This is a genomic window from Enterococcus haemoperoxidus ATCC BAA-382 (genome assembly GCF_000407165.1).
In the GTDB taxonomy this organism is placed as follows: Bacteria; Bacillota; Bacilli; order Lactobacillales; family Enterococcaceae; genus Enterococcus_L; species Enterococcus_L haemoperoxidus.
Genome location: NZ_KE136480.1, coordinates 512,569 through 538,784, shown reverse-complemented (window position 1 = coordinate 538,784; position 26,216 = coordinate 512,569). Strand labels below are relative to the sequence as shown.

Here is a 26,216-nt window from a genome sequence, read left to right as displayed (position 1 = left end):
TTTATAAAAACTCTTTTCGATAAAAATGAAGACGTAAAACCTTGATAGATCAGCTATTTTCAATTTTTTCTCTATTTATATAAAAATTTGATACTACTATTTATAAAATAATAGTTTACTTTTTTTGAAACTGTGGGTATAATCTGTGTATCGGAACTATTGTTATATAAATAGTAGTGTTCGAATAAAAAAATTGGAGGAATTTATAATGAACAAATTTGTAAAAGGTGCAGTAGTTGCTGGTTTAGCGTTATCAATCGGGGGAACAGGATTTTTAGCAACGGCTACTCAAGTACATGCGAACTCAGCACAACTTGTAGATAACACAGCAAAAATCAACGCGTTAATCCAAGAAAAACAAGAAGCAATCAACAAGAAAAAAGTAAGCCGTGATTGGCAAGAACAAAAAGCATTGGGTATCCGTATTGGCGAGATAGAACGTGAAATCCAAGCATTGAAAAAAGGTAGCACAACAAGTAGCTCAACTGGAAATACAACAACTCCAGCTGAAGACACAGCGGCAAAAATCAATGCATTAATCAAAGAAAAACAAGAAGTAATCAATAAGAAAAAAGTTAGTCGTGACCCACAAGAACAAAAAGCATTAGGTATTCGCATTGGTGAAATCGAACGTGAAATCCAAGCGTTGAAAAACGGTAGCGCAACAGGTGGTTCAACAGAAAATACAGTACCATCTACACCAGTTGAAGATAACGCAGCAAAAATTAACGCATTGATCAAAGAAAAACAAGAATTGATCAACAAGAAAAAAGTATCACGTGATAAAAATGAACAAAAAGCATTAGGTAAACAAATTGATCAAATCGAAAAACAAATCAAGCAACTTAAAAAAAATAAATAATTCCTTAATAACAAACAGCTAATTCTCAACTTTCTTGCCCAAATTTGTGTGAATTTTATAAAATGTCTATTCTTTACTAAGTTAGCAAAGATACGTAAAAGAACAGCTACCTAGCGATTTCACTAGGTAGCTGTTCTTTCATTGTTGTAATTAAATCCAAGGTCCAACGCCTACTGTGTATATACTCAAACCAATTCCTACAAGAACAAGAATGATCCCTAAAACGAATAAAGGGCTAATGTTTTTAGCGTTACCAGTTTCTGAGGGTTCTTTTTTAAATAGTTTTGATAAAGCCATGAATAAGAATCCTAAAATGACCAACAAACCATTTATAAAAAAGGTAGATAAACTATTTTTTTTGTTTCCGTTTTTCAAAAGAGTAGAATGTTGTAATGCTTTTAGTTTTTTTGCATATTTAAAGCCAACACTAGGAGCTTTAATTGTAGGTGAAACTTGAGTAAGACTAGTGTTCAATGTTACTTTATCAGCGGATAGATTAAAAGCCGGTTCAGTATTTCGCTGAATAACACCATAAAAGTCTTGCTCTAGAATCACTTCTTCTTTGTTTATCGTGTTGTTTCCTTTAGGAAGTAATTGCTTATATTCATAGGTAGCAAAAGCTTGGTCAAAAATGGCATTACCAAAAGCGTGACGCTGCAATTCACCTTCTTGATCTTCCCAATCGCCTACACCTAGCACAATTTCGATGAGACGTGTATTTTCACGTTTGGCAGTTGCTGCATAGTTAAAGCCACCAGTTGGGCTAGAACCAGTTTTTAAACCATCTGCACCTTCATAGCCATAAGCTAGGCCAGGTAACGAATAGTTATGGTTTTCTAAAACCTCAGCGTAAGGCGTATTTTCCATGATCGTGATTTGAGTTGGGCTTGTGTATGTTACTGTATCTGGATAATTTTTTAGTAAATGATAAGATAAAATAGCTAAATCTCTTGCTGTAGTGACGTTATCCGCATTTTGGTCGATTCCTTCAGGCTTGTAATAACCGTTGAATGAACCAGTTTCAGCGCCACTGCAATTGTAAAACGTCGAATTTGTCATACCAAGTTTTTTGGCTTTATCATTCATCATATGGATAAATTTTGCTTCATCGTTGGCAGTTACAAGGTTTGCTAACATCACAGTAGCGACATTTGATGATTGCACGAGTGTTGCATAAAGCAAGTCCCGAACGGGGTAGTCTACGCCTGAAACGATCGAGTTATTACTTAATTCATAAATCTGTGAAATAGCTTGATCGTTATCTGTTGCTTTAACGGTTGTATCCAAAGTAAATTGTCCGTTTGCCATTGCTTCAAATACAAGATAAACAGACATTAATTTGGCAATACTGGCTGGGTTCCATTTTAAATCTGGATTATCTTCCCAAAGGACTTGCCCCGTTTGAGCTTCGATTACGATTGAGGCTTTTGGTTTATAAAATTCATTCGTTTGATAACCTGCATTTTGAGTAATTGTTAGAATATCTTCTTGAGCGTAGGCACTAGTAGCTGTAAAAATGCCTGAAAAATAGCCTAGAACCAATATCAGTGAGCAAATTTTCAGTAAAACTTTTCTTTTTTTCATATAAACATCCTTTGTAATTAGTTATTCTTTTATATAGATAAGCCGAAAAGTTTCAGTTGCTAGTTGTGACTGCAAAAGGTCGGCAATCTGTGTTTATTTAATTAAGTTGGTGACAAAATAAAAACACCATCTTCTATTAAACTATCGTTTTTTAGCAAAGTCAATGTTAAAGCAAAAGTGTAACGCTTCTATTTTACGTGAAAAACTATTGAAATTGTGTCTTTTTTATATACTTTAAATAAAAAGTAATTTTTGGGTAGTTTTGGTATACTTAAAAAGACGGAGGTGGATTTGAAATGAAGATTGAACAAATGGTTGCTTCGCAGTGGGATTATTTTTCTGGACAGGTTTCTAAAAGCATATTATTATTTCCTTTTTATAGTACTCATACTTTAGCTAGACATGTATTTTATAAAAAAACACGTGAAAATTCAGGAACTGCGTATGTTATCTATAAGGGAAAGAATCCCTATATATTTTTGACTGTTGAACATGGGGCTGTCACAAATGTATTGATACGAGAATCAGTAAAACTTAGCTGGTCAGCAATCTTTCTGGCGATTGAAAAACTTTTTAAACAAACATTTCAACCAACGATCACATTTGTTTTTTCTCAATCACTCACCTTACACTTACAAGACGTTTTCTTGAAACAAGGATACGCGGTTCATGAAGATCGAATAAGTACCAAAGATTTAAGTTATAATACTGCATTAGTGCTTGGCGGCGGGGGAGCTCGTGGCGCTTATCAAATTGGGGTTTGGCAAGCGTTGGAGGAATTAGATATCCCGTTGACTATTATTACAGGGACATCGGTAGGTGCATTGAATGGTGCGTTGATTTTACAAGATGATTTTGAAGCCGCTAAAAATATGTGGGAAAAAATCGATACGCAAAAAATTTTATCTTTTCCAGTTACGGCAACGTCAGCCGATACCTTAAGCGGCATGGTTAGCCAAATCGGCTCATTTACTGTAAATGCAATCCAATCAAACGGTGTTTCTACGTTACCGTTACGTAATTTGATCAAAGAGACATTCTCTCAAAAAAAAATGCAAGAAGTTACGTCAGATTTTTATATAGTAACGACTGAATTACCTGGTCTACAAGAAAAAAATATACATTTCAATACATGCCAAAGTGATCGCTGGCAGAGTTGGTTGTTAGCCTCGGCCTCTTTTTTTCCCGCTATGGCAGCCACTCAAATAGATGGGAAATATTATGTAGATGGTGGTTATCGAAATAATATCCCAGTGGATGTTGCCTTGCAAAATGGAGCTACAGAATGCATCGTGGTCGACGTTAAGGGTCCTGGGATCACAAAACCAATCAAAATACCAGCTACGACTACAATGCTTAACTTACAGACATCGTGGTCCATGGGGGCAGTTCTTTTATTTGATGGGGTCCGTTCAACCAAAAATATCCAGTTAGGGTATTTAGAAACAATGAAAGTTATTGGACGGAAGTATTTAGGCCATTGGTACACATTTGACGAGACGTTGAAAAATGCTGAGATATTCCAGCGTGATTTTTTTGCCTTTATTAAAAATACCTATCAAATAAATCTATGGGATTCTACTGAACAACAAAATAAAATCTGTAAAAAATTGCGTAAAGTTTATAAAGACAGGGTGTATACGGAAAATATCGGGTTGGTTTTAGTCGAATTAATAGCAAAGAGTCAGGAAATTTCTGCTTCTAAGTTGTACAAGATCCAAGAATTAGTGGAACTTCTCCAAAAAAGTGGGAAGATGCAGACGAATCTGGTGGAGACGATCGGAATGATCTCTATCCAAGAATGGCTGAAGAAATATTATGAAGACTACTTTTTACTTTCGGATAAACAACAGTTATCATTAATGAATAATTTACTGGATTCAGATGAAAAAGAAAAACCGCAGCGCTTGGTTTTTTTACTAGATAAATTACCAGTTCAAGCGCTACAAATTTTAATGAAAGAATTTATACTACAAGGAGTGGATGAACAATGAAACAAGAATTTTCATATGAAATCGTAGAAGAAATTGCAGTATTATCAGAAAATAATCAAGGGTGGCGTAAGGAATTCAATTTAGTCAGTTGGAATGGTCGTCCGCCGAAATTCGATTTAAGAGATTGGTCTGCGGATCATGAAAAAATGGGTAAAGGGATCACTTTAACGAATGAAGAATTTGAGATATTATCTAATGCACTAAAATCTATGTAGAGAGGACACCCTGTCGATGAAAAGTATGACTGGTTTTGGAAAAGAAACATTTTTAAATGACGCCTATCAAATTGATGTTGAAATCAAGAGTGTTAATCAACGTTTTTTAGATATTCAATTACGGATGCCAAAAGAGGTCAATCCTTACGAAATGGCGATTCGCCAATTAATGAAAGAGACATTGCAACGCGGGCGGATCGAAGCCTATATCAATATCAAACAAAGCGGCAGTGGTACGAAAGAAGTGTTGGTTCATTGGAATCTCATCCATCAATTATTAGGAGAAGTCCAACAAGAATTAACGGAAAATTATCCTCAAGCTGAATTTGATCCTGCACAAAACATCAATCAATTACTTAACAATTCAGATTATGTTGAGGTCACAGAAAAGCAGGAAGTAGACGAATCGTTTGGCTTACTAGTCTTAGAGTGCGTGAAAAAAGCGGTCGAACGAATCGACGCCAGCCGCCTACAGGAAGGTCAAAAGATTCAACAAGTGTTGAACACGTATAGTCAGGATTTTATTAATTTAGTCAATGGATTATCAGACTTTGTTGTAATTTATGAAAAAGATTATCGCGAAAAATTTGAAACAAAGTTGAACGATTGGCTAGGCGGTCAAGTAGACGAAACTCGTTTATTGACAGAGCTTGCGATTTTAATTGAAAAAGGAGATATTCACGAAGAGTTAGATCGTCTAGCGATTCATGTGGATAAGTTGCAGGAATTATTGATTCAGCCAGAACCAGTTGGTCGAGAGTTAGATTTTCTGATTCAGGAGATGAACCGTGAAGTGAATACGATCGGTTCAAAATCCAGTCCGATAGAAATCAAAAATATCGTAGTTCAGATGAAAACGTTGCTTGAAAAAATTCGCGAACAAATTCAAAATGTCGAATAATAGAAAATAGTTTGTGATTCCGTTTTTTAAAGCTATAATTAAAGAGAAGAAAGCAAAGAGGTGAATAATAATGTCAAAGTATTATGATGTAACGTTTCATGAATTAAGCGGGAAATCTGTGGTAAAAAGAGAAATCATTTCTGATAAAGAGCCATTTGACGTTTGGGAAGATGCTTGTGTTTCATTTACAGAGGATCTTTTAAATATTCGTGTGAATGAAGAGGCATTTGTCACATTGAACCGTCGTTTCGTTGTCCGTGTGGATGCCGAAGAAGTAGATGGACCTGTGGATAAAAAAATCAAACGCCATGATGAAATTATGGGTGTTGTGAATACTTTATCAAATATGGGATTTTAAGCGCAACAATAATCCAAAAAGAATGAGACAAAACTGTTTTTTTTAGTTTTGTCTCATTCTTTTATTTTTTATAAAAAGATAAATACGCAAACTGCTGAAAGGATTAAAAGAGTTCCTAAAATAAAGAGCAAACGGGTCGTTGGTGTTGACGTTTTTCTGCTACCACGTCTAGTGCCAGCGATGCGTTTTCTAAATATTTTTGAAAGAATCAGTAGTAATAAACCTAAAATGGCTAAGATACCGGTGAGCAAATAAGGATGCTCCTCCTTTTTTATAGATGAAGGCTGGGTAGCCTTCTTTTTTTCTGATTTGGCAGAAGGGTCCACAACTGATTTTGAGTTAGATTCTTGGTACGGAACACTACGAGCAGGGATAGTTGGAGACACTTGATCATATTCATTATTTAAAGATAGTTTACCATCTGCTAACGTGAAACTAAGCTCAGTATCCTTTTTAGCAAATCCGTAAAAATCTTGTTCCAGCGTGATTTCTTTTTCATTGATCTTATTTGACCCTTTAGAAAGTAATTTTTTATATTCATAAGTAGAAAAGGCATGATCTAAAATCGCATTTCCAGCAAGGTGCCGTTCATATTCTCCCTCTTGATCGGACCAGTCACCTACGCCTAAAACAACTTCAATCAGTCGAATATCACCTTTTTTAGCTGTTGCAATATAGTTAAATCCACCAGTTGGACTTGAACCAGTTTTTAATCCATCAACTCCGTCATAGCCATATTTTGCGCCGGGCAATGAGTAATTATACGTTTCAAAAGTTTCAGCATAAGGTGTATTTTCCATAGTCGTAACAACGGGCTTGTTAGTGAACTGTAAAACATCAGGATATTTTTTGATTAAATTATACGTTAAAATAGCCAAGTCTCTAGCAGTTGATTTATTATCGCCTTCAGGATCGATACCTGGTGCTTGATACAATCCGTCAAAGGCACTGATTTGTGCGCCACTGCTGTTAAAGTAAGTTGTATTTGTCATGCCTAATTCTGCTGCTTTCTCATTCATTTTATGAATAAATCCAGCTTCATCATTATCAGAAACTAAATTTGCCAGCATCAGTGTAGCAACGTTTGAAGAGGGGACTGCTACCATTGAAAATAAGTCGCGAACAGGATATTCGACTCCTAGTGTAATCTTGCTATTACTTAAAGCGTAGATTTGAGAGATCTTTACATATTTTTCAGTTGCTGTGACAGTAGTGTCCAAGTTGAATTTCCCTTGCTCCATCGCTTCGAAAGCTAGATACATCGTCATGACTTTAGCGATACTTGCGGGGCTCCAAGATAAATCTGGTTGTTCTTCCCATAAAATCTGACCAGAATCAGCATCGATCACGATAGAGGCTTTTGGTCGATAGCCTTCTTTTATAGGATAACCTGATTTTTTTGCAAATTCCATTAGGTCTTCTTCTGCATAACTTGTTTGTACAAAACCTCCAAGTGAAATACAAGCAGCAAGTAAGAAGGCTGTTGTGGCTTTCCAAAATGTTTTTTTTATGAACATAGATTTAAGTCCCTTCGTTTTTTATAGATCAATTTTGTAAGTTGTTAGGTTACCAGAACATAAAAGTGCGTAATAACTTCATTTTACTTGAAAAGTAGGTAAAGTGTATACTTTTTTTGCAAATATTTTTGTAATAGAGGTGACATTTTTGAGAGATAGAAGACAATGGGATAGAAATTCTCTGTGTGAATGTTATTTAAAAGGTTATAGGTAGGACAAACGTTGTTATCTTTTCAACAAAGTAGATAATGTTGTGATGGATGAAATTATTTTATTCCGTATCTAGACGGAAAAGTATATTCCTTTTTTGAAAATATTAAGCAATAAAGCCTTGAAAATTACTGAAAAAAAGTGCATTATAGAAGTAATACTTAAAAGACATATTTTGAAAGGAAGTCGTCATGTCAGAGCGTGGATTATTAATTGTACTATCGGGTCCTTCTGGAGTTGGTAAGGGAACGGTACGAAAAGCAATTTTTGATAGTGAAGAGAATGATTTTCAGTACTCAGTTTCTATGACTACCCGTAAAATGCGGGAAGGAGAAGTAGAAGGAGTAGATTACTACTTCCGTACAAAAGAAGAATTTGAAGCAATGATCGAAGCGGGTGAAATGCTGGAATATGCACAGTACGTAGGAAATTACTACGGAACGCCGCTTTCTTATGTCAATCAAACGCTTGATAAGGGAAAAGATGTCTTTTTAGAAATCGAAGTCCAAGGCGCTGAACAAGTGAAAGAAAAAGTGCCGGACGGCGTATTTATTTTTCTAACACCACCAGATTTATCAGAGCTAAAATCACGAATTGTTGGTCGCGGTACCGATGATCATGATGTGATTGAAGAAAGAATGCGTGTGGCTCGCGAAGAAATCGAAATGATGGCATTATATGATTATGCCGTTGTGAACGATAAAGTGCCATTGGCAGTGAAGCGAATCAAAGAAATTATCGCGAGCGAACACTTTCGCGTTGATCGAGTAATTGGTAAATATATTAAAATGTTGAAGGAGATGTAGCCTTATGATGCTAAAACCATCTATTGACTCATTATTAAAAGAAGTACCATCAAAATATTCACTTGTTATTCTAGCAAGCAAACGTGCGCACGAATTAGACGAAGGTGCACAACCAACACTTGAAAATTTTGAATCTGTAAAAAGCGTAGGCCAAGCACTAGAAGAAATCGACGCTGCAACAGTAATCAACGATCCTCGCCCAGAAGAAAAACGCGAAAGAATGCGTATGGCAAAAGAAGAACAAAAAATGAGACATGAACAAGAACAAAAAGAACTTGAAAATCGCATCCGCGAAGAAAAAAGTCTATAAAATAGCTGGAACTGGGATGAAACCATGAAAAGTTTTCATCTCAGTTTTTATATGCTTTTAAAAAGAACAATGAACGAGAGCTTTAATTTTTAGTAACACAAATTAGAGGAACAAGACAAATGTCTGATTCTTTAGTACAATAGGCAAAGAAAAGCTGAACGAGCCCCTTAGATTGATAGAAAATTTTTATAGAATGGAGGAATGTTTATGAGAAAAGCGGCACAAGTGATTGTTGATGTCCCAACGATGCAGACAGACCAACCGTTTACTTATTTGATTCCTTTTAACTTAGAACAACAATTAGCAGTTGGTATGCGGGTGGAAGTTCCTTTCGGCAATGGAAATCGGCATTTACAAGGGTTCATTTTAGCGATTGCTGAAGTTTCTGACGAAGTAATCAAAGCACAAAAGTTTGAATGGAAGGAAATTCTTTCTGTTTTAGATTTAAAACCTGTGTTAAATGCTGAACTGTTGGAACTTGCAGACTATATGAAGGAAAAAACATTTGCCTTTAAAATTACTTGTTTACAAACCATGCTGCCAAGTGTGATGCGCGCAGACTATAGCAAATACATATATTTAACAGATGAATTAGAAGAAAATATGCAAAATGAATTGTTCGATGGATTGGAAGAAATCGCTTGGGAAGATGCTTTAGCTCGTAATATTTTACCGCAATTAATGCAACTTAGAAAACAGCAAAAAGTCGATATCCGTTACGAAGTGAACACACGAAATCGAGTGAAAACGATCCGCTATATTAAAGCGTTGAAAGACTTTGAACAATTAGAAGAAGCGCGAATGGAGCTTAGAAAAGGTTCGCAAAAGAAAGAGCAATTAATCAACTATTTGCAGCAATTAGGCTTAGAAAAAATGACTACAGTCAAAGAGATGAAAGAACTAGGGTTTAGTACCGCCGTTTTAAATGATGGAGCAAACAGGCAATGGCTGACGTTTATCGAAGCTGAAGCGTATCGTGACCCATTTGCTGATCACACGTTTGAAAAAACCACAGCACTTGCGTTAAATGACGAACAGCACATTGCAGTAGAAAAAATTCTAGGGTCGATGAAGCAAGGATTAAGTCAAACCTATTTACTAGAAGGAATTACTGGCAGCGGAAAAACAGAAGTATATCTGCAAGTGATCGCAGAAGTGCTGAATCAAGGGAAAACAGCCATGATGCTAGTTCCAGAAATTTCATTGACACCACAAATGGTACAGCGTTTTAAAAGCCGTTTTGGTGACCAAGTTGCCGTAATGCACAGTGCCTTGTCTCAAGGTGAGAAATACGATGAGTGGCGAAAAATCGAACGTGGTGAAGCGCAAGTCGTGGTGGGAGTACGTTCGGCCATTTTTGCACCTTTGGAAAATCTTGGCGTCGTGATCATCGATGAAGAACATGAAGCGAGCTATAAGCAAGAAGAAACACCGCGCTACCACGCACGAGATCTGGCTATTTGGCGAGGGTCATATCATCATTGTCCTGTTGTTTTAGGAAGTGCGACACCTTCTTTAGAGACTAGAGCGCGGGCGCAAAAAAATGTTTATGAACGATTGGTACTATCTAAGAGAGCAAATCAGACAGCGACCTTACCAACGATCGATGTTATAGACATGCGTGAAGAAATCCAAAATAAAAACACGTCATCATTTTCTTTAGCGCTTCAAGAAAAAATCCAAGATCGTCTAGCTAAAAAAGAACAAAGTGTTTTATTACTAAACCGTCGAGGGTACTCCTCTTTTGTAATGTGCCGAGATTGCGGCTATGTTTTGCCTTGCCCGAACTGTGATATTTCGTTGACACTTCATATGGATACGAAAACGATGAAATGCCATTATTGCGGTCATGAAGAACGAATTCCCTATCATTGTCCAAATTGTGGCGGAGATAAAATCCGTTATTATGGAACTGGGACTCAAAAAGTGGAAGAAGAGCTAAAAGCACTTTTCCCTGAAAGTCGAGTTTTGCGGATGGATGTGGATACAACCAGACGAAAAGGTGCTCACGAGAAAATTCTGACGGCATTTGGAAATCATGAAGCTGATATTTTGTTAGGCACCCAAATGATTGCTAAAGGACTTGATTTTCCTAATGTGACGTTAGTTGGAGTTTTAAACGCTGATACGGCACTTAATCTACCTGATTTCCGTTCAAGTGAACGCACATTCCAGTTATTGACTCAAGTCAGTGGTCGAGCAGGCCGAGCAGAAAAACCAGGAGAAGTCATCATTCAATCCTTTAATCCTGAACACTATGCGATCCAATTAGCCAAGGCGCAAGATTATGAAGACTTTTACCAAAAGGAAATGTATGTCCGGCATCGTGGAGACTACCCACCGTTTTTCTTTACGGTACAAATCACGGCCAGTCACCCAGAAGAAAATCAAGCAGCAAAACAGATGTTTGAAATCGTCAACGAGTTAAAAGAAGGATTATCTGACCAAAGTATTTTGCTTGGTCCAACGCCAAATGCAATCATGCGGGTCAATAATCGTTATTTTTATCAAGTAATCATAAAATATAAAAATGAACCTAATTTACAAAATATCTTAAAAAAGATACTGACCGACACCCAAAGAGCAACAGCACATGGGTTGAAATTATCGATCGATGCTGAACCGATGAATTTTATCTGATCTATTCAACCTTACACAAGAAAGGAAACTTTATGCGCTATCCTATAGTAATACACCCTAATGAACGTCTGAAGCAAAAAGCAAAACCAGTAACGATGATCACAGATGAAACAATCACTCTTTTAGAAGATATGTATGAAACGATGATCGCTCACGATGGTATCGGTTTGGCAGCACCGCAAATCGGTAAAAATTTTCAGCTTGCAGTGATCGAAGTAGATGATGAAACCGGGCTATTTGAGTTGATCAATCCTGAAATCATCGAGCGTAAAGGTAGCGATATCGATGTAGAAGGCTGTTTAAGCATACCTGAGACATATGGAACAGTCGAACGGGCAGATGAAGTCACCGTTCGTTATTTTGATCGTGAAGGAGACGAAATCGAAGTGACAGCATATGGCTATCTTGCTAGAGCTTTTCAGCATGAAATCGACCATCTAAATGGCGAATTATTTATTGATAAAATCATCGACCCAATCAAACCTGAAGATTTAGATGCATATATGGAGGAACATTTTGATGACTAAAATTATATTTATGGGAACACCGGCATTTTCAGTGCCTATTTTAGAAGGGCTAATTGAAAACGGATATGAAATCCAAGCAGTAGTCACTCAACCAGACCGCCCAGTTGGTCGAAAAAAAATAATCACACCAACGCCTGTGAAAGAAGCGGCAGTAAAGAATGGACTACTAGTTTTGCAACCAGAAAAAATCTCAGGTTCACCTGAAATGGAAAAAATTATTGAACTTGCGCCTGATTTTATTGTGACTGCTGCTTTTGGCCAGTTTTTACCGGAGAAGATTTTGAATGCCCCTAAATTTGGCGCAGTCAACGTCCATGCGTCATTGTTGCCAAAATATCGTGGTGGTGCCCCTGTTCATTACTCGATTATTGAAGGAGAAAAGGAAACAGGGGTTACGATCATGGAAATGGTGAAAAAAATGGATGCTGGCGATATTCTTTCACAAAAAGCAATTCCAATCACTAAAACTGATGATGTAGGCACGATGTTTGATCGTTTAAGTTTAGTTGGAAAAGAATTACTGCTAGATACTTTACCTAAACTCTTAGCTAACGAAATCACGCCGATACCTCAAGATGAAAATCAAGTAACATTTTCTCCGAATATCACGAGAGAACAAGAACGAATCAATTGGGAGAAAACAGCGGAACAAGTCGATAATCAAGTTCGTGGTATGCGTCCATGGCCGACAGCCTTTACAACATATAATGAAATCAATTGGAAATTATGGGAAGTCACACCTTTAGAAGAAACAACAGAGGCTGATCCTGGAACAATCATCAAGCGTAGTAAAAAAGACCTATGGATTGCTTGTGGAGAAGGAACGGTTCTTTCCATAAACGTGATTCAACCGTCCGGCAAAGGGAAATTATTCATTCAAGACTTTTTAAACGGGGTCGGTAAAACAGTGGCAGAATCAGATAAGGTGGGCTAGTCAATATGGGAAAAAAAATACCAACAAGAGTTAAAAGTTCTGTCCGTTATGTGGCATTAAGAACCATTGAACGCGTAGATAATGGCGGTGCGTATTCAAATTTATTGTTGAATGAAATGATCAATAAATCAGCATTAGGAGAAAAAGATAGTCGTTTGTTTACGGAGCTTGTCTATGGAACGATCAGCCGCAAATTGTTACTAGAATATTATTTAACTCCATTTATTACAAACCCTAAAAAAGTGGATAGCTGGGTGAAAAATTTACTTAGTTTGTCGATTTACCAATTAGTATTTTTAGATAAAATTCCTGACCACGCTATCATTAATGAGGCTGTAGAAATTGGGAAACACAGAGGAAATGTTGGAATTGGTAAGTTTGTTAACGGCGTACTCCGAGCATTTCAGCGTGAAGGAGCACCAAGTTTAGAGAACATTAAAGATCCTGTTGAACGCTTATCGATAGAAATCAGTATGCCTAAGTGGTTGACAGAAAAATTGATCAAACAAATGGGTATGGAGGAAACCAGAAATTTAGGTCTATCTCTGTTTGAAAAAAGTCATGTAAGTGGACGTGTTGATACTCGTGAAATCACTATTTCGGATGTGCTGGAAGAACTGCAAAAAGATCATATTGATGCATTTGCTAGTCAAGTTTCGCCTTACGGTGTAGTTGCTGAAAAAGGATTTTTAGCAGGAAACTATTTATTTGATGCCGGTAAACTAACGATTCAAGATGAAAGTTCGATGTTAGTTGCCCCAGCTATGCAGATCGAGAAAAATCATGTAGTTTTAGACGCTTGTGCCGCTCCTGGGGGGAAAACGACTCACATTGCAACATTTCTTGACGCAGCACAAGGTGGACGTGTGAAGTCTTTAGACATCCATGATCACAAAATTAAATTGATCAAACAAAATGCCGAACGTATGCATGTCAAAGATGTTGTCGATACTGAAAAATTAGATGCACGTAAGGTTGGCGAAGAATTTCCAGCAGAATATTTTGATCGAATTTTAGTGGATGCCCCTTGCTCAGGATTAGGCTTGATGCGTCGAAAACCCGATGTTAAATACAATAAATCAGCTCAAGATTTTGAGCAGCTACCTAAAATTCAATTAGAAATTCTAGAAAGTGTTGCCCAAACATTAAAACAATGCGGTATAATGGTCTATAGCACATGTACAATTGCCGAAGAAGAAAATCAAGAAGTTGTTGCAGCGTTTTTACAAAAGCATCCAGAATTTAAAAAAATCGATGTGAGTGTCAGTGAGGCTGTTCAGTCTTCCGTGCATGACCAAATGCTCACGCTATACCCACATCAATTAGGGACGGATGGATTTTTTATTTGCTGTATGCAGAAAGTTTGCTAAACGAGGTGAAGCATAGTGGAAATCAATTTTCAAACAGATGTCGGACGAAAACGAAATACTAATCAGGATTATGCTGGTCTATTTGAGAACCAGACAGGAGTTTCTTTAGCTATTTTAGCGGATGGAATGGGTGGTCATCAGGCGGGCGATGTTGCGAGCCAAATGGCAGTCAATAACCTTGGTGAGCGCTGGCAGGAAAGTCATATAGATACATCGGAAAAAGCAGCCCAGTGGTTGATTAAAGAAATCCAAGACGAAAATGAAATGATCTATGAAAAAGGTCAGTCTCGGCCTGAATATTTAGGTATGGGTACGACGATTGTCAGTGCAGTATTATTAGATCAGTCATTTGTGTTGGCAAATATTGGTGATAGCCGAGCTTATTTAGTCCGCAACAATCAATTACGTCAACTGACAGAAGATCATTCTTTAGTCAATGAATTAGTAAAATCAGGTGAAATAACACGTGAAATGGCAGCCAATCATCCAAGAAAAAATGTTTTAACGCGTTCATTAGGGATGCCAAGAATGGTAGAAGTGGATGTGGCGAATCATCTTTTGGTGCCGGATGACTATATTTTACTATGCTCAGATGGGCTGACAAATATGGTGTCAGAAGAAGATATTCTAACTATTTTACTTTCAGAAAAAACATTAAGTGAAAAAGTTGAAACATTGATTACAACGGCAAATGAAGCTGGCGGTGCGGATAATATTACTGTCTTAGTGATCCATTTTGACGAACATAAGGAGGAAAACCAATGATCGAAATCGGCAGAAAATTGAATGGTCGATATCATATTATTGGCAATATTGGCAGCGGCGGAATGGCTAATGTTTTTTTAGCACATGACTTGATTTTAGACCGTGATGTGGCTGTTAAAGTGCTGCGTTTTGACTTCCAAAATGATCAAGCAGCGATTCGCCGCTTTCAAAGAGAAGCCTTAGCTGCGACCGAACTGGTTCACCCTAACATCGTCAGTGTCTATGATGTAGGCGAAGAAGATGGCCTGCAATACTTAGTAATGGAGTATGTGAAAGGGATGGATCTAAAAAGATTTATTCAGACACAATATCCGATTCCTTATGCGAAGATTGTTGATATCATGGAACAAATTTTATCAGCAGTATCATTAGCACACGAACATAGAATTATTCATAGAGATTTAAAACCACAAAATATTTTGATGGATGAAAGCGGCGTTGTCAAAATCACAGATTTTGGGATAGCAATTGCGTTAACTGAAACATCGATTACGCAAACCAATACGATGTTGGGCTCTGTTCACTACTTATCTCCAGAACAAGCTCGTGGCAGTATGGCCACTAATCAGTCTGACGTTTATGCAGTTGGGATTATTTTATACGAAATGCTGACAGGGAATGTACCGTTTGACGGTGAATCTGCTGTCACAATCGCGTTAAAACATTTCCAAGAAGAGATGCCGTCAGTTAAAATGTTTGATCCTAATATTCCTCAATCATTGGAAAATGTGGTCTTACATGCAACAGCTAAAGACCCAGCTGATCGCTATAAAACGGCTGAAGAAATGTCGCGTGATTTATATACTGTGTTGGCTGCGAATCGTTTAAATGAACCGAAATGGCAACCGACAGGATTGATGGGCGAAACGAAAATTTTGACGCCGATTACTGATGAAATGGCAATGCCGTCTTCTTTTAATTCGATGGAAACACCACCGGAAGAACGAAATGAACATGAAGAGATCGAGCAGCAAGAAGCCGCAGTAAAGAAGAAAAAGAAACCATTGATCATTTTTATCGTCTTATTAGTATTGGCTTTAATCATTGGTGGCGGGCTCTATTTTGCGGGGCGTGGCAGCAGTGAAGTCAAGATTCCTAATGTGGAAGATAAAACGGAAGCTGAAGCACGAAAAATATTGGAAGATGCTGGGTTGAAAGTCAAAGATGAGACAAAAGAAATTCCAAATGATTCAATCGATGAAGGAAAAGTAGTTAAGACAGATCCAGCAATAGATTCTACAGTGAAAAAGAATCGCGAAGTTGAACTTTATATCAGCTCTGGGAACAAGAAAATCAAGATTGACGATTACGCGGGAGAAGATTATAAAGATGCGATCGAAGCGTTAGGTAAATTAGGATTTAAAGAGAGTCAAATCAAAATCACAAAAGAAACGGATTCTAAAGTAGACGAAGATAAAGTCATCAGCCAGACTCCTAAAAAAGGTGCAGAAGTCGATCCGAAAACAGACGAGATCACTTTGGTTGTGAGCGATGGACCAGATGATGTCTACTTAGCTGATTATGCGAGTCTAGGCTACAGTTATAATAATGCTGTAACTGAATTGTTAAGTTATGGGATAAAAGAAAGCCAGATTACTCGAGTGGATAAACCAAGTGATACAGTAGCGAAAGATTTAGTGATTGCTCAAAATCCAGCTGCAGGTAATCCATTTAACCCTAAAAAAGGCAAGATTACCTTAACCGTAAGCTCTGGTCCAGATAAAACAACAACGACTAGTTCTGAATCAAGTACAGTTGTCTTAGGTAGTTATGCAGAAAATTATACGTATGATAACGCAGTAAACGCGTTGATTAGTTTAGGGTTAAAAGAGAACCAAATCTCAAGGCTAGACGAAGCTAGCGATTTGCCTAAAGGGACTGTTATTTCACAAGATCCAGGGGCAGGTGCAACATTTGATCTTAAAAATGGTAAAATTACGCTAAAAGTTAGCACAGGACCAAGTAATGTGAGTGTTCCAAATTTAATAGGACTTTCTTCAGCTGAGGCTAAGGCTCAAATTGAAGGTGCTGGCTTGAAGTATGTAGAAGGCTCTGGGGATGCTTCAAAAGGAAAAGTAACCAGTATTTCACCAAGTGTTGGTGATAGTGTTGCAAAAGGAACGTCTGTTACCGTCAATTTCTCAACTACAAATGACCCAACCAATGATGGGGCTAATTAAATAAGTACCATAAAGTGATTAAGATAAACAACGTCTTAATCACTTTTTTTATGTGAAAAAGCGATTTATCTAGCTCTGCATTTAGCTTTTCTTCAACCTATGGTAAAATGGAACCAATAGAAACGAGGAGGTGGCATTTCTGAAAGGTCAAATCAGAAAAGCGTTAAGTGGTTTTTACTACATTTATGCAGATGGCGCAACTTTTCAAACAAGAGCTCGCGGGAATTTTCGAAATCGAAAAATCACGCCATTAGTTGGCGATGAAGTCATGTTTGAAAGCGATAATCCAACCGATGGTTACTTGCTTGAAGTGTATCCTAGACATAACGAATTGGTGCGTCCACCAGTAGCAAACGTGGATCAAGGTGTGATTGTTATGAGCATGGTTGAACCCAATTTTTCATACAATTTAATGGATCGCTTTTTAGTCACATTAGAAGACAAAGGAATAGCCCCAATCATTTATTTGACGAAAGTTGATTTGCTGATTGGAACTGAATCAGTCAGCGTGGCAGATGTCAAAAAGGTTTATGAAGAGATCGGATATCCTGTAATTGCTGCAACGAAAGCGAACGATGAAGAAGCAGTTCGAGCTTTAGAGCAGTATTTTCCAGAACGTTTGACTGTTTTTATGGGGCAATCAGGTGCAGGGAAATCAACGTTATTAAATAGAATTTCTCCGGATTTACAATTGGCGACCGATGAAATTTCGGAATCATTGGGCCGAGGAAAACATACCACACGTCATGTAGAATTGTTACCTTTGTATGATGGCCTAGTGGCAGATACACCAGGCTTTAGCTCAATCGACTTTTTAGAGATGGAGACAACAGAGTTACCAAAACAATTTCCAGAATTTGTAGAAGCTTCCTCATCATGCAAGTTTCGTGAATGCATGCACCGTAAAGAACCTGGTTGTGAGGTGAAAAAGCGTGTGGAAACTGGAACGATTGCTCAAACACGTTACGATGATTACTTGCAATTTTTACTAGAAATAGAAAATCGCAGACCAATTTATAAGAAAAAATAGAAAATACCAACCATCTAAGGATGAGCTTATAAAAATTAAAGGAGTGTTTTTAATGAAACTAGCACCATCGATTTTAAGTGCCGATTTTGCCAATTTAGAAAGAGATATTCAATTAGTCGAAAAATTAGGAGCTGACTATATTCATGTAGATGTGATGGATGGCCAATTTGTCCCGAATATCACCTTAGGGCCTAACGTAGTTTCAGCGATTCGACCAGTGACGAAATTACCGCTGGATGTTCATTTGATGATCGTTCAACCAGAAAACTACATTGAAGCATTTGCTAAGGCTGGTGCGGATATTATCACTGTCCATGCAGAGTCGACGCCTCATATCCATCGTGCTGTTCAAATGATCAAAGCATCTGGTGTAAAATCTGGTGTAGTGATCAATCCTGGGACACCTCTGTCAGCTATTGAGTACGTTCTTGATTTAGTTGATCAGGTCTTGATCATGACAGTGAACCCAGGATTTGGCGGACAATCGTTCATTGAAAGTTCCTTGGATAAAATTGCTCAATTAAAAGAATGGAAGGAAACAAAAGGCTATACGTATGACATTGAAGTAGATGGAGGAATCGTTCCTGAGACGGCCAAACGTTGTAAAGAAGCAGGAGCTAATGTTTTTGTAGCGGGTTCTTACATCTATAACTCGGAAAGTCCTAAAGATCGTATTGAGGCATTGAGAGCTGTGCTAGACTAATGAAAATTCTTCTTGTGGCAGGCGGTTCGCCAGATAAGTGGCCGCAGTTTAAAGCAGAAACATTCGATTACTTGATAGGGATTGATCGGGGAAGTTTGTATATTGTGGAACGTGGCTGGTCCTTGGATTTAGCAGTGGGAGATTTTGACTCTTTAACGATTGATGAACAACAGGTCGTTCAAAAGCAAGCGAAAGAACTGGTTCAGGCACAAGCAGAAAAAGATGATACAGATACGCAACTTGCTTTGGTCCTAGCAATCCAAAAGTTTCCAGAAGCCGAGATTATGATCATAGGCGCAACAGGCGGTCGCTTGGATCATTTTTTAGCAAATCTGTGGTTGCCATTGGAACCTCGTTTTCAAGCGTTTGCTCATCAAATAAAAGTAAAAGATCTTCAAAATAGTATCACGTATTATCTTCCAGGGGAATATGTGGTAAAAAAAGAAGCTAGGATGGATTATTTAGCGTACTGTTGTTTAACACCAGTTACAAATCTAACGTTAACAGAAAGTAAATATACGTTAGATCATGTGGACGTTGCGATTCCTACTTCTTATGCAAGCAATGAATTTGTTGGAGATACTGCTGGATTGTCATTTGATACAGGAATGATCGCTGTGATCCAAAGTTGCGATGATAAATAAAAAAAGCTGAACGGCATGCCGTTCAGCTTTTTGATTACGTTCTATTAAACACGCTCAATTTTACCAGATTTCAAAGCACGAGTTGACACCCAAACTTTTTTAGGTTTACCGTCTATTAATACACGAACTTTTTGCAAGTTAGGTTTAACAGTACGTTTAGTAGCGTTCATTGCATGTGAGCGGTTATTGCCGCTGCTTGTCTTACGACCAGTAAAATAACATACTTTTGCCATTTTTAGTTTCCTCCTTTGCTTTGATCTCGGAGCGATAGTTTTCAGCTCATACTAACTTAATTTATCATAGAAAGCAGTTTTTTGCAAGGGTATTTTCAAATCAGTTTGACATTTCCTATAAAACGATGTAAATTATACAATTATTGGTAAAATAGATGAGACGCTCTATAATTATCTGGATAAGTTCCTTTTCATTAAGGTACGGCTATGTTAAAATATTATAGAAGAAAATAGGGCAATTGTGCTCTTTAAGGAGGCTTTCATCAATGGCTGTAAAAATCAAAACACCAGCAGGCACCATTGAGATTACCAATGAGGTTATCGCCACTGTAGTCGGCGGTGCTGCGACAGATATCTACGGAATCGTCGGTATGGCTAGTAAAAACCAAATCAAAGATAATTTAAATGGCATTTTGCGTAAAGAAAATTATTCTAAAGGTGTTGTCGTACGTCAAGAAGAAAATGGCGTTGCGGTCGACGTATATACAATTGTAAGCTATGGAACAAAAATTTCAGAAGTTTCTCGTAATGTGCAAGAAAAAGTAAAATATAACCTTGAAACACTATTAGGTGTGACAGCTAATTCGGTCAACGTATTTGTGCAAGGTGTTCGTGTGTTGCCTGACTAGGTAGCCAGCTGTTAGCAATGATTTAGCGATTTACTTTTTTGAAGTTTGGCTGGACGTGATTGTTCCACTTTTTATTGATCTAGCTCCACGAACCAGACCTCTCAACAAATAGATAAAATGCCGAAAAGACAAAAAGCATCTTTCCTGCATTTTACTAATTGCCTTGACACACAACGAATAAAAATAAGTTGATGTAGAAAGGTACCTACTCGGTTGTTCGAGGGCTAAGCGGTTCGTTTCGCTTTTCTATGCAACAGGAATCTCAAAGGAGGATTTTTTAGGTGAATGTAACAGAAATCAGTGCAAGTCAGTTCCAAGAGATGGTTCAGGCTGGTGCGAGTCGTCTGCATGTGAATGCAGAATATGTCAACTCATTGAATGTTTTCCCTGTACCAGATGGTGATACAGGAACAAATATGAACTTATCTATGACAAGTGGGGCGAAGGCTGTAGCCGATTCTCGTTCTGAAAAAGTCGGAGAACTCACAACAATTCTTTCAAAAGGATTATTGATGGGCGCTAGAGGGAACTCTGGTGTTATTTTATCGCAATTATTCCGTGGTTTTTCTAAGCAAATCCCAGATGTTGAGACGTTGAATGCAAAAGATTTAGCAGCCGCGTTTACTCATGGTGTAGAGACTGCTTATAAAGCAGTAATGAAACCAGTAGAAGGTACGATTTTGACTGTTTCTCGTGAAGCTGCTCGTTCTGGTGAACGTAAAGCAAAAGAAACGGATGACTGTATCGAAGTGATGGAAGCAGTTGTTAAAGGTGCAAAACGCGCTTTAGCTAAAACACCTGATCTTTTACCTGTGTTAAAAGAAGTTGGCGTGGTTGACAGTGGTGGTCAAGGCTTATTATTTATCTATGAAGGTTTTTTAGAAGCATTATCTGGTGAGTTTTTAGCAACAGAAATCTATGAGCCAAGTCCAGGTGAGATGGACGAAATGGTCAATGCTGAACATCATCGTGGTGTTAGCGGCCATGTTGCGACTGAAGATATCAAATTTGGTTATTGTACAGAAATTATGGTTCAAATCGGTGAAGGTCCAACTGTGGATAGTGATTTCGATTATGAAACATTTAGAAACTACTTAAATGAGTTAGGTGATTCGTTACTTGTTGTAAATGACGATGAAATCATCAAAGTTCATGTGCATACAGAACATCCTGGTGAAGTGATGAACTATGGTCAAAAATTTGGTTCATTAGTGAAAATAAAAGTAGATAACATGCGTTTACAACATGAAACGTTGGTTGAGCATGACGCTCAAGCCGCGGTTGTTAAAAAAGCACGTGTTCCGTATGCAGTTATTGCAATTGCAGCAGGAGAAGGCGTGCAAGATTTATTCCGCAGCCTTGGTGCAAGCTATATTATTAGCGGCGGTCAAACAATGAATCCTAGTACTGAAGATATCTTGAAAGCTGTTAAAGAAGTGAATGCTGACCAAGTTATCATTTTACCTAACAACAAAAATATCTTCATGGCAGCCGATCAGGCAGCAGAAGTGGCTGATATTCCAGTAGCGGTTGTCCCAACAAAAACGATCTCTCAAGGAATGACAGCAATGCTTGCATTCAATGATCAACAAACGCTTGAAGAAAATAAAACAACTATGACAGAAATGATCGAAAGTGTAGTCAGCGGACAGGTAACAACAGCTGTGCGTGATACAACGATCGATAATGTTGAAATCAAAAAAGATGACTATCTAGGAATGATCGACGGTAAAATCGTAGTATCTGAACCAGATATGTTCAATGCATCATTGGATACCCTAAAACGCATGATCGATGAAGATACAGAAATCGTAACGATCATTGTTGGTGAGGGTGGTACAATGAAAGAAGCTGACAAATTTGTAGAAGCATTGACTGCCGAATACGAAGAACTAGAAACAGAACTTCATGAAGGTGGACAACCAGTTTATCCGTACCTATTTTCAGCTGAATAATAAATGACTTATCGAAGCCAGACACTTGTTGTTTGGCTTTTTCTATAGAAAATAAACAAATAGTGAGTAAAATGCGTATTTATTTATGAGAGGAGGAAGAGTGGTGAACTTGTCAGATGATATTGGTGTCTTGACTGGAGTAGGGCCAAAACGTGCCGAAAACTTGAAAGAATTAGGCATTCAAACAATTGAAGATTTGTTATCTTATTACCCTTTTCGATATGATGATATCCAAGAAAAAGAGCTAAATGAAATCCAAGATCAAGAAAAAGTCACACTAAAAGGTTTGGTTGTATCGGAGCCAGTTGTGAGTCGTTATGGCTATAAAAAAAGCCGAATGATGTTTCGAATGATGCAAGACCATGCAGTGATCAATGTTTCCTTCTTTAATCAGCCTTATTTAAAAGACAAAATTGTCATGTCCGAAGAAATAGCAGTGTACGGAAAATGGGATGCAAAACGTAAGTCATTGAATGGCATGAAAATTTTAGCGGCAAAAAATGATGGTGAAGATTTTGCTCCGATTTATCATGTAAATAAAAAAGTTCGACAAAGTAGTTTGATTCAGTTGATTCGTACTGGATTTGAAGAATATGGTACCCTGATTCCGGAAATTCTACCAGAAGATCTGTTAGAGAAGTATCGGTTGATGCCAAGAAAATCAGCAATGTTTGCGATGCATTTTCCTAGTAATCCAGAAGAAAGCCATCAAGCGAAGCGGCGTGTTGTTTTTGAAGAGTTCTTCTTGTTTCAATTGAAGATGCAAGGGTTGAAGAGACAAGAAAAAGCAGAAAAAAATGGGTTGAGCATTCAGTATGATGTGGAACGTTTAAAATCTTTTACGCAGAAATTGCCTTTTGAATTGACTGCAGCTCAAAAGAAAGTAACGAACGAAATTTGTCGGGACTTAATGAGCCCAAATCACATGCAACGCTTATTACAAGGCGATGTAGGGAGTGGGAAAACAGTTGTTGCGGCAATTGCTCTTTATGCAACGATGACCGCTGGCTTTCAGGGCGCTTTAATGGTGCCAACAGAGATTTTGGCGCAACAGCATATGGAAAGTCTTCAACAATTGTACGATCCCTTAGAAGTACGCACAGCACTATTAACTGGGTCGACCAAAACAAAGGAACGACGAGAGATTCTTGAACAATTGGCGATAGGTGAAATTGATATTATTATTGGGACTCACGCCTTGATTCAAGAAGATGTCTTGTTCAGTAGATTAGGCTTAGTGATTACGGATGAACAACATCGATTTGGTGTAAATCAACGCCGAATTTTAAGAGAAAAAGGCTTGAAGCCAGATGTATTATTTATGACGGCAACACCTATTCCAAGGACATTAGCGATTACAGCTTTTGGTGAAATGGATGTTTCGATCATTGATGAAATGCCGGCTGGCCGTATTCCGATAGAAACACGCTGGATTCGTCCTCCTCAATTAGATACTGTTTTAGAGTGGATGGAAAAAGAATTAGCTCGTGGACATCAAGCCTATGTGATTTGCCCGCTGATCGAAGAATCTGAAGCGCTAGATGTAAAAAATGCGACAGAGATCTTTGAGCATATGTCAGCCTTCTTTAATCCTACTTATCAAGTTGGCTTACTTCATGGAAAAATGAAAAACCAAGAAAAAGAAGAAATCATGCAGGAGTTTAAAGAAAATAACTTACAACTGTTAGTTTCTACTACTGTAATCGAAGTTGGAGTCAATGTTCCTAATGCAACGGTCATGTTGATCATGGATGCAGATCGTTTTGGTTTGGCACAACTACATCAACTTCGCGGTCGTGTCGGTCGGGGATCAGATGCATCTTATTGTATCTTGGTTGCTAACCCTAAAAATGAAATGGGCGTAGAACGGATGAAAATAATGACGGAAACCAATAATGGTTTTGTGTTAAGTGAAAAAGATTTAGAATTACGTGGTCCAGGTGAAGTGTTTGGTGCCAGACAATCTGGTGTACCACAGTTTGCTGTAGGGGATATCGTGACAGACTTCAATATTCTTGAAGTTGCCCGCCAAGAAGCTAGTGCTATTTGGAAAAAAGAGCAATGGTGGATTTTACCAGAGTATAGAGGTATTGCCGATAAAATTAAGCCTCATGATGATGAGCAGCAGTTTTTTGATTAATGTTAAGGAACTGGCTGAAGAGATGTATCGCTTTTCGATGATCTAGCTGCACGAGCCAGCTCTTCGGAAAAAAGATGAATTATATTCGTGATAAAGAACATCACGAGTATGATTCCCTATTTTTCAGACGGAGCTAAACGTCTCGTTTCGCTTTTCGATGATCTAGCTGCACGAGCCAGCTCTTCGGAAAAAAGATGAATTATATTCGTGATAAAGAACATCACGAGTATGATTCCCTATTTTTCAGACAGAGCTAAACGTCTCGTTTTGCTTTTCGATATGTTATACTACTTATTGTAATTTATCTAGGAGGGACTATGTTATGAAGATTGCAGTTGATGCAATGGGTGGCGATCATGCGCCACAGGCAATTGTTGAAGGCGTGATGTTAGCCAAACAGGATTTTCCAGAGGTTGAGTTTTTACTTTATGGAAAAGAAGATGAAATTAAAAAATATGTAACAAATGAAACGAATATTACGATTATCCATACGGATGAAAAAATCAATAGTGATGATGAGCCCGTTAAGGCGATTCGTCGTAAGAAAACAGCTTCTATGGTACTCGCTGCACAAGCAGTAAAAAATGGTGAAGCCGATGCGATTTTTTCTGCGGGTAACACAGGTGCGTTACTAGCCGCTGGATTATTTATTGTTGGACGAATCAAAAATGTTGAACGCCCGGGTTTGATGTCGACTTTACCAGTAATGGGCCAAGCGGATGGCGGGTTTGATATGTTAGATTTAGGTGCGAATGCTGATAATAAACCCGAGCACCTTGTTCAATATGCTGTATTAGGTTCTTTTTATGCTGAAAAAGTTAGAAATATCACAAAACCTCGTGTGGCACTTTTAAATAATGGTGCGGAGGAAACTAAGGGCAGTGAATTGACTAAAAAAGCTTTTGAGTTGCTTTCAGCAGAAGAAAGCATTCATTTTATCGGAAATGTAGAGGCGCGTGATTTACTAAGCGGAGCAGCGGATGTTGTGGTAACAGATGGTTTCACTGGAAATGCAGTGTTGAAATCAATTGAAGGAACAGCCACAAACATGATGGGGTTGCTAAAATCCTCGATTCTTGCAGAAGGATTTAAAGGAAAAATGGGTGCGTTACTTTTAAAGAATGCATTACGCGGAATGAAAGATGAAATGGATTACTCCAAACATGGAGGAGCTGTTTTATTTGGATTAAAAGCACCAGTCATCAAAACCCATGGATCAACAGGTCCAGAAGCTGTTCGGTATACGATTCGTCAAATTCACACTATGCTGAAAACAGAAGTTGTACCACAACTTGTCAGCTATTATGAAACGAAAGAATAGTCGTTTCCGCAACCTGATTGCAACCGTATTGTAATGGTTTTGCAAAAAAAGATGGACAAATCCATCAATTGTGAGTACAATGTATCATAGCGTTTAACTCAATAGTGAGGAACGCTGTTCAAAAGCAGTGGAGGTGAATACAGTTGACTCGTGAAGAAGTACTTGAAAAAGTAGCGAAGATTATCTCAAACCACTTTGATATTGAAGCTGAGAAAGTGACAGATCAATTAAACATTAAAGATGACTTGAATGCAGATTCAATTAGTGTAATGGAATTTGTTTTAGAGCTGGAAGATGAGTTTGGTACAGAAATTTCTGATGAAGACGCAGAGCAAATTGAAACAGTTGGTGCCGCTGTGGATTATATTATGAATAACTTATAAGTTGT

At 37.9% G+C, this 26,216-nt stretch carries 24 protein-coding genes; 21 read left to right on the top strand and 3 right to left on the bottom strand.

The annotated features are described in order from the left end of the window. The first annotated feature begins 208 nt into the window (after positions 1 to 208). Positions 209 to 862 (top strand): hypothetical protein, encoded by a 654-nt coding sequence (locus I583_RS13245; RefSeq protein ID WP_010761916.1) that lies wholly within the window; start codon positions 209 to 211, stop codon positions 860 to 862. Positions 863 to 1,012: 150 nt separating this feature from the next. On the opposite strand, the gene I583_RS13240 is transcribed toward I583_RS13245, so the two are convergent. After that, the gene (locus tag I583_RS13240) at positions 1,013 to 2,446 is read right to left on the bottom strand and encodes a DUF1958 domain-containing protein (protein ID WP_010761915.1); all 1,434 of its coding nucleotides are present in this window, start codon (positions 2,444 to 2,446) and stop codon (positions 1,013 to 1,015) included. A 296-nt stretch (positions 2,447 to 2,742) separates the two neighbouring features. Here I583_RS13240 and I583_RS13235 point away from each other — a divergent pair, with 296 nt between their 5' ends. From I583_RS13235 to I583_RS13220, 4 genes are all read left to right on the top strand, one after another. After that, entirely contained in the window at positions 2,743 to 4,440 is a 1,698-nt protein-coding gene (locus I583_RS13235) for a patatin-like phospholipase family protein (protein WP_010761914.1), read from the top strand. Further along, positions 4,437 to 4,655, top strand: a complete 219-nt coding sequence (locus tag I583_RS13230; RefSeq protein ID WP_010761913.1) for a YdbC family protein — start codon at positions 4,437 to 4,439, stop codon at positions 4,653 to 4,655. Before I583_RS13235 ends, I583_RS13230 begins: the two co-directional genes overlap by 4 nt. A 16-nt stretch (positions 4,656 to 4,671) precedes the next feature. Continuing rightward, the gene (locus I583_RS13225) at positions 4,672 to 5,556 is read left to right on the top strand and encodes a YicC/YloC family endoribonuclease (RefSeq protein WP_010761912.1); all 885 of its coding nucleotides are present in this window, start codon (positions 4,672 to 4,674) and stop codon (positions 5,554 to 5,556) included. Positions 5,557 to 5,626: 70 nt separating this feature from the next. Beyond that, positions 5,627 to 5,914: a hypothetical protein gene (locus I583_RS13220; protein WP_010761911.1), complete on the top strand. Its 288-nt coding sequence runs from the start codon at positions 5,627 to 5,629 to the stop codon at positions 5,912 to 5,914. A 68-nt stretch (positions 5,915 to 5,982) separates the two neighbouring features. Here the strand turns inward: I583_RS13220 and I583_RS13215 are convergent, their stop codons facing one another. After that, on the bottom strand, positions 5,983 to 7,431 hold the full coding sequence (locus I583_RS13215; RefSeq protein WP_010761910.1) for a DUF1958 domain-containing protein: 1,449 nt from the start codon (positions 7,429 to 7,431) through the stop codon (positions 5,983 to 5,985). A 401-nt stretch (positions 7,432 to 7,832) separates the two neighbouring features. Between I583_RS13215 and gmk the strand changes: the two genes are divergently transcribed. The 11 genes from gmk (at position 7,833) to I583_RS13160 (ending at position 19,550) form a co-directional block, all read left to right on the top strand. Continuing rightward, the gene (gene gmk / locus I583_RS13210; protein WP_010761909.1) at positions 7,833 to 8,447 is read left to right on the top strand and encodes a guanylate kinase; all 615 of its coding nucleotides are present in this window, start codon (positions 7,833 to 7,835) and stop codon (positions 8,445 to 8,447) included. A 4-nt stretch (positions 8,448 to 8,451) separates the two neighbouring features. After that, complete coding sequence (gene rpoZ, locus I583_RS13205) at positions 8,452 to 8,757, top strand: DNA-directed RNA polymerase subunit omega (RefSeq protein ID WP_010761908.1); 306 nt, start codon at positions 8,452 to 8,454, stop codon at positions 8,755 to 8,757. Positions 8,758 to 8,964: 207 nt separating this feature from the next. Next, positions 8,965 to 11,397 carry a primosomal protein N' gene (gene priA, locus I583_RS13200; RefSeq protein ID WP_010761907.1) on the top strand — a complete coding sequence of 811 codons (2,433 nt, stop codon included), beginning with the start codon at positions 8,965 to 8,967 and terminating at the stop codon, positions 11,395 to 11,397. 32 nt (positions 11,398 to 11,429) lie between these two features. After that, positions 11,430 to 11,924: a peptide deformylase gene (gene def / locus I583_RS13195; RefSeq protein WP_010761906.1), complete on the top strand. Its 495-nt coding sequence runs from the start codon at positions 11,430 to 11,432 to the stop codon at positions 11,922 to 11,924. Then, the gene (fmt, locus tag I583_RS13190) at positions 11,917 to 12,858 is read left to right on the top strand and encodes a methionyl-tRNA formyltransferase (protein ID WP_010761905.1); all 942 of its coding nucleotides are present in this window, start codon (positions 11,917 to 11,919) and stop codon (positions 12,856 to 12,858) included. The genes def and fmt overlap by 8 nt, the downstream gene beginning before the upstream one ends. A gap of 5 nt (positions 12,859 to 12,863) precedes the next feature. Then, on the top strand, positions 12,864 to 14,228 hold the full coding sequence (rsmB, locus tag I583_RS13185) for a 16S rRNA (cytosine(967)-C(5))-methyltransferase RsmB (protein ID WP_010761904.1): 1,365 nt from the start codon (positions 12,864 to 12,866) through the stop codon (positions 14,226 to 14,228). Between the two features lie 15 nt (positions 14,229 to 14,243). Then, the gene (locus tag I583_RS13180; RefSeq protein ID WP_010761903.1) at positions 14,244 to 14,993 is read left to right on the top strand and encodes a Stp1/IreP family PP2C-type Ser/Thr phosphatase; all 750 of its coding nucleotides are present in this window, start codon (positions 14,244 to 14,246) and stop codon (positions 14,991 to 14,993) included. Continuing rightward, positions 14,990 to 17,173 (top strand): Stk1 family PASTA domain-containing Ser/Thr kinase, encoded by a 2,184-nt coding sequence (gene pknB, locus I583_RS13175; RefSeq protein WP_010761902.1) that lies wholly within the window; start codon positions 14,990 to 14,992, stop codon positions 17,171 to 17,173. Before I583_RS13180 ends, pknB begins: the two co-directional genes overlap by 4 nt. 130 nt (positions 17,174 to 17,303) lie before the next feature. After that, positions 17,304 to 18,203 carry a ribosome small subunit-dependent GTPase A gene (rsgA, locus tag I583_RS13170; protein ID WP_010761901.1) on the top strand — a complete coding sequence of 300 codons (900 nt, stop codon included), beginning with the start codon at positions 17,304 to 17,306 and terminating at the stop codon, positions 18,201 to 18,203. A 52-nt stretch (positions 18,204 to 18,255) separates the two neighbouring features. Next, the gene (gene rpe / locus I583_RS13165) at positions 18,256 to 18,906 is read left to right on the top strand and encodes a ribulose-phosphate 3-epimerase (RefSeq protein ID WP_010761900.1); all 651 of its coding nucleotides are present in this window, start codon (positions 18,256 to 18,258) and stop codon (positions 18,904 to 18,906) included. Beyond that, a complete protein-coding gene (locus tag I583_RS13160; RefSeq protein ID WP_010761899.1) occupies positions 18,906 to 19,550 on the top strand; it encodes a thiamine diphosphokinase in 645 nt (214 codons plus the stop codon). Before rpe ends, I583_RS13160 begins: the two co-directional genes overlap by 1 nt. Before the next feature lie 44 nt (positions 19,551 to 19,594). Here the strand turns inward: I583_RS13160 and rpmB are convergent, their stop codons facing one another. Next, the gene (rpmB, locus tag I583_RS13155) at positions 19,595 to 19,783 is read right to left on the bottom strand and encodes a 50S ribosomal protein L28 (RefSeq protein ID WP_010761898.1); all 189 of its coding nucleotides are present in this window, start codon (positions 19,781 to 19,783) and stop codon (positions 19,595 to 19,597) included. 266 nt (positions 19,784 to 20,049) lie between these two features. Between rpmB and I583_RS13150 the strand changes: the two genes are divergently transcribed. The 5 genes from I583_RS13150 (at position 20,050) to acpP (ending at position 26,211) form a co-directional block, all read left to right on the top strand. Beyond that, positions 20,050 to 20,412, top strand: coding sequence for an Asp23/Gls24 family envelope stress response protein (locus I583_RS13150; RefSeq protein WP_010761897.1), 363 nt, complete (start codon positions 20,050 to 20,052; stop codon positions 20,410 to 20,412). A gap of 281 nt (positions 20,413 to 20,693) precedes the next feature. After that, positions 20,694 to 22,367 carry a DAK2 domain-containing protein gene (locus I583_RS13145; protein ID WP_010761896.1) on the top strand — a complete coding sequence of 558 codons (1,674 nt, stop codon included), beginning with the start codon at positions 20,694 to 20,696 and terminating at the stop codon, positions 22,365 to 22,367. A gap of 85 nt (positions 22,368 to 22,452) precedes the next feature. After that, positions 22,453 to 24,507 (top strand): ATP-dependent DNA helicase RecG, encoded by a 2,055-nt coding sequence (gene recG / locus I583_RS13140; protein WP_081631814.1) that lies wholly within the window; start codon positions 22,453 to 22,455, stop codon positions 24,505 to 24,507. A 322-nt stretch (positions 24,508 to 24,829) separates the two neighbouring features. Next, positions 24,830 to 25,828: a phosphate acyltransferase PlsX gene (gene plsX, locus I583_RS13135; RefSeq protein ID WP_010761894.1), complete on the top strand. Its 999-nt coding sequence runs from the start codon at positions 24,830 to 24,832 to the stop codon at positions 25,826 to 25,828. 143 nt (positions 25,829 to 25,971) lie between these two features. Continuing rightward, the gene (acpP, locus tag I583_RS13130) at positions 25,972 to 26,211 is read left to right on the top strand and encodes an acyl carrier protein (RefSeq protein WP_010761893.1); all 240 of its coding nucleotides are present in this window, start codon (positions 25,972 to 25,974) and stop codon (positions 26,209 to 26,211) included. Positions 26,212 to 26,216 lie beyond the last annotated feature (5 nt).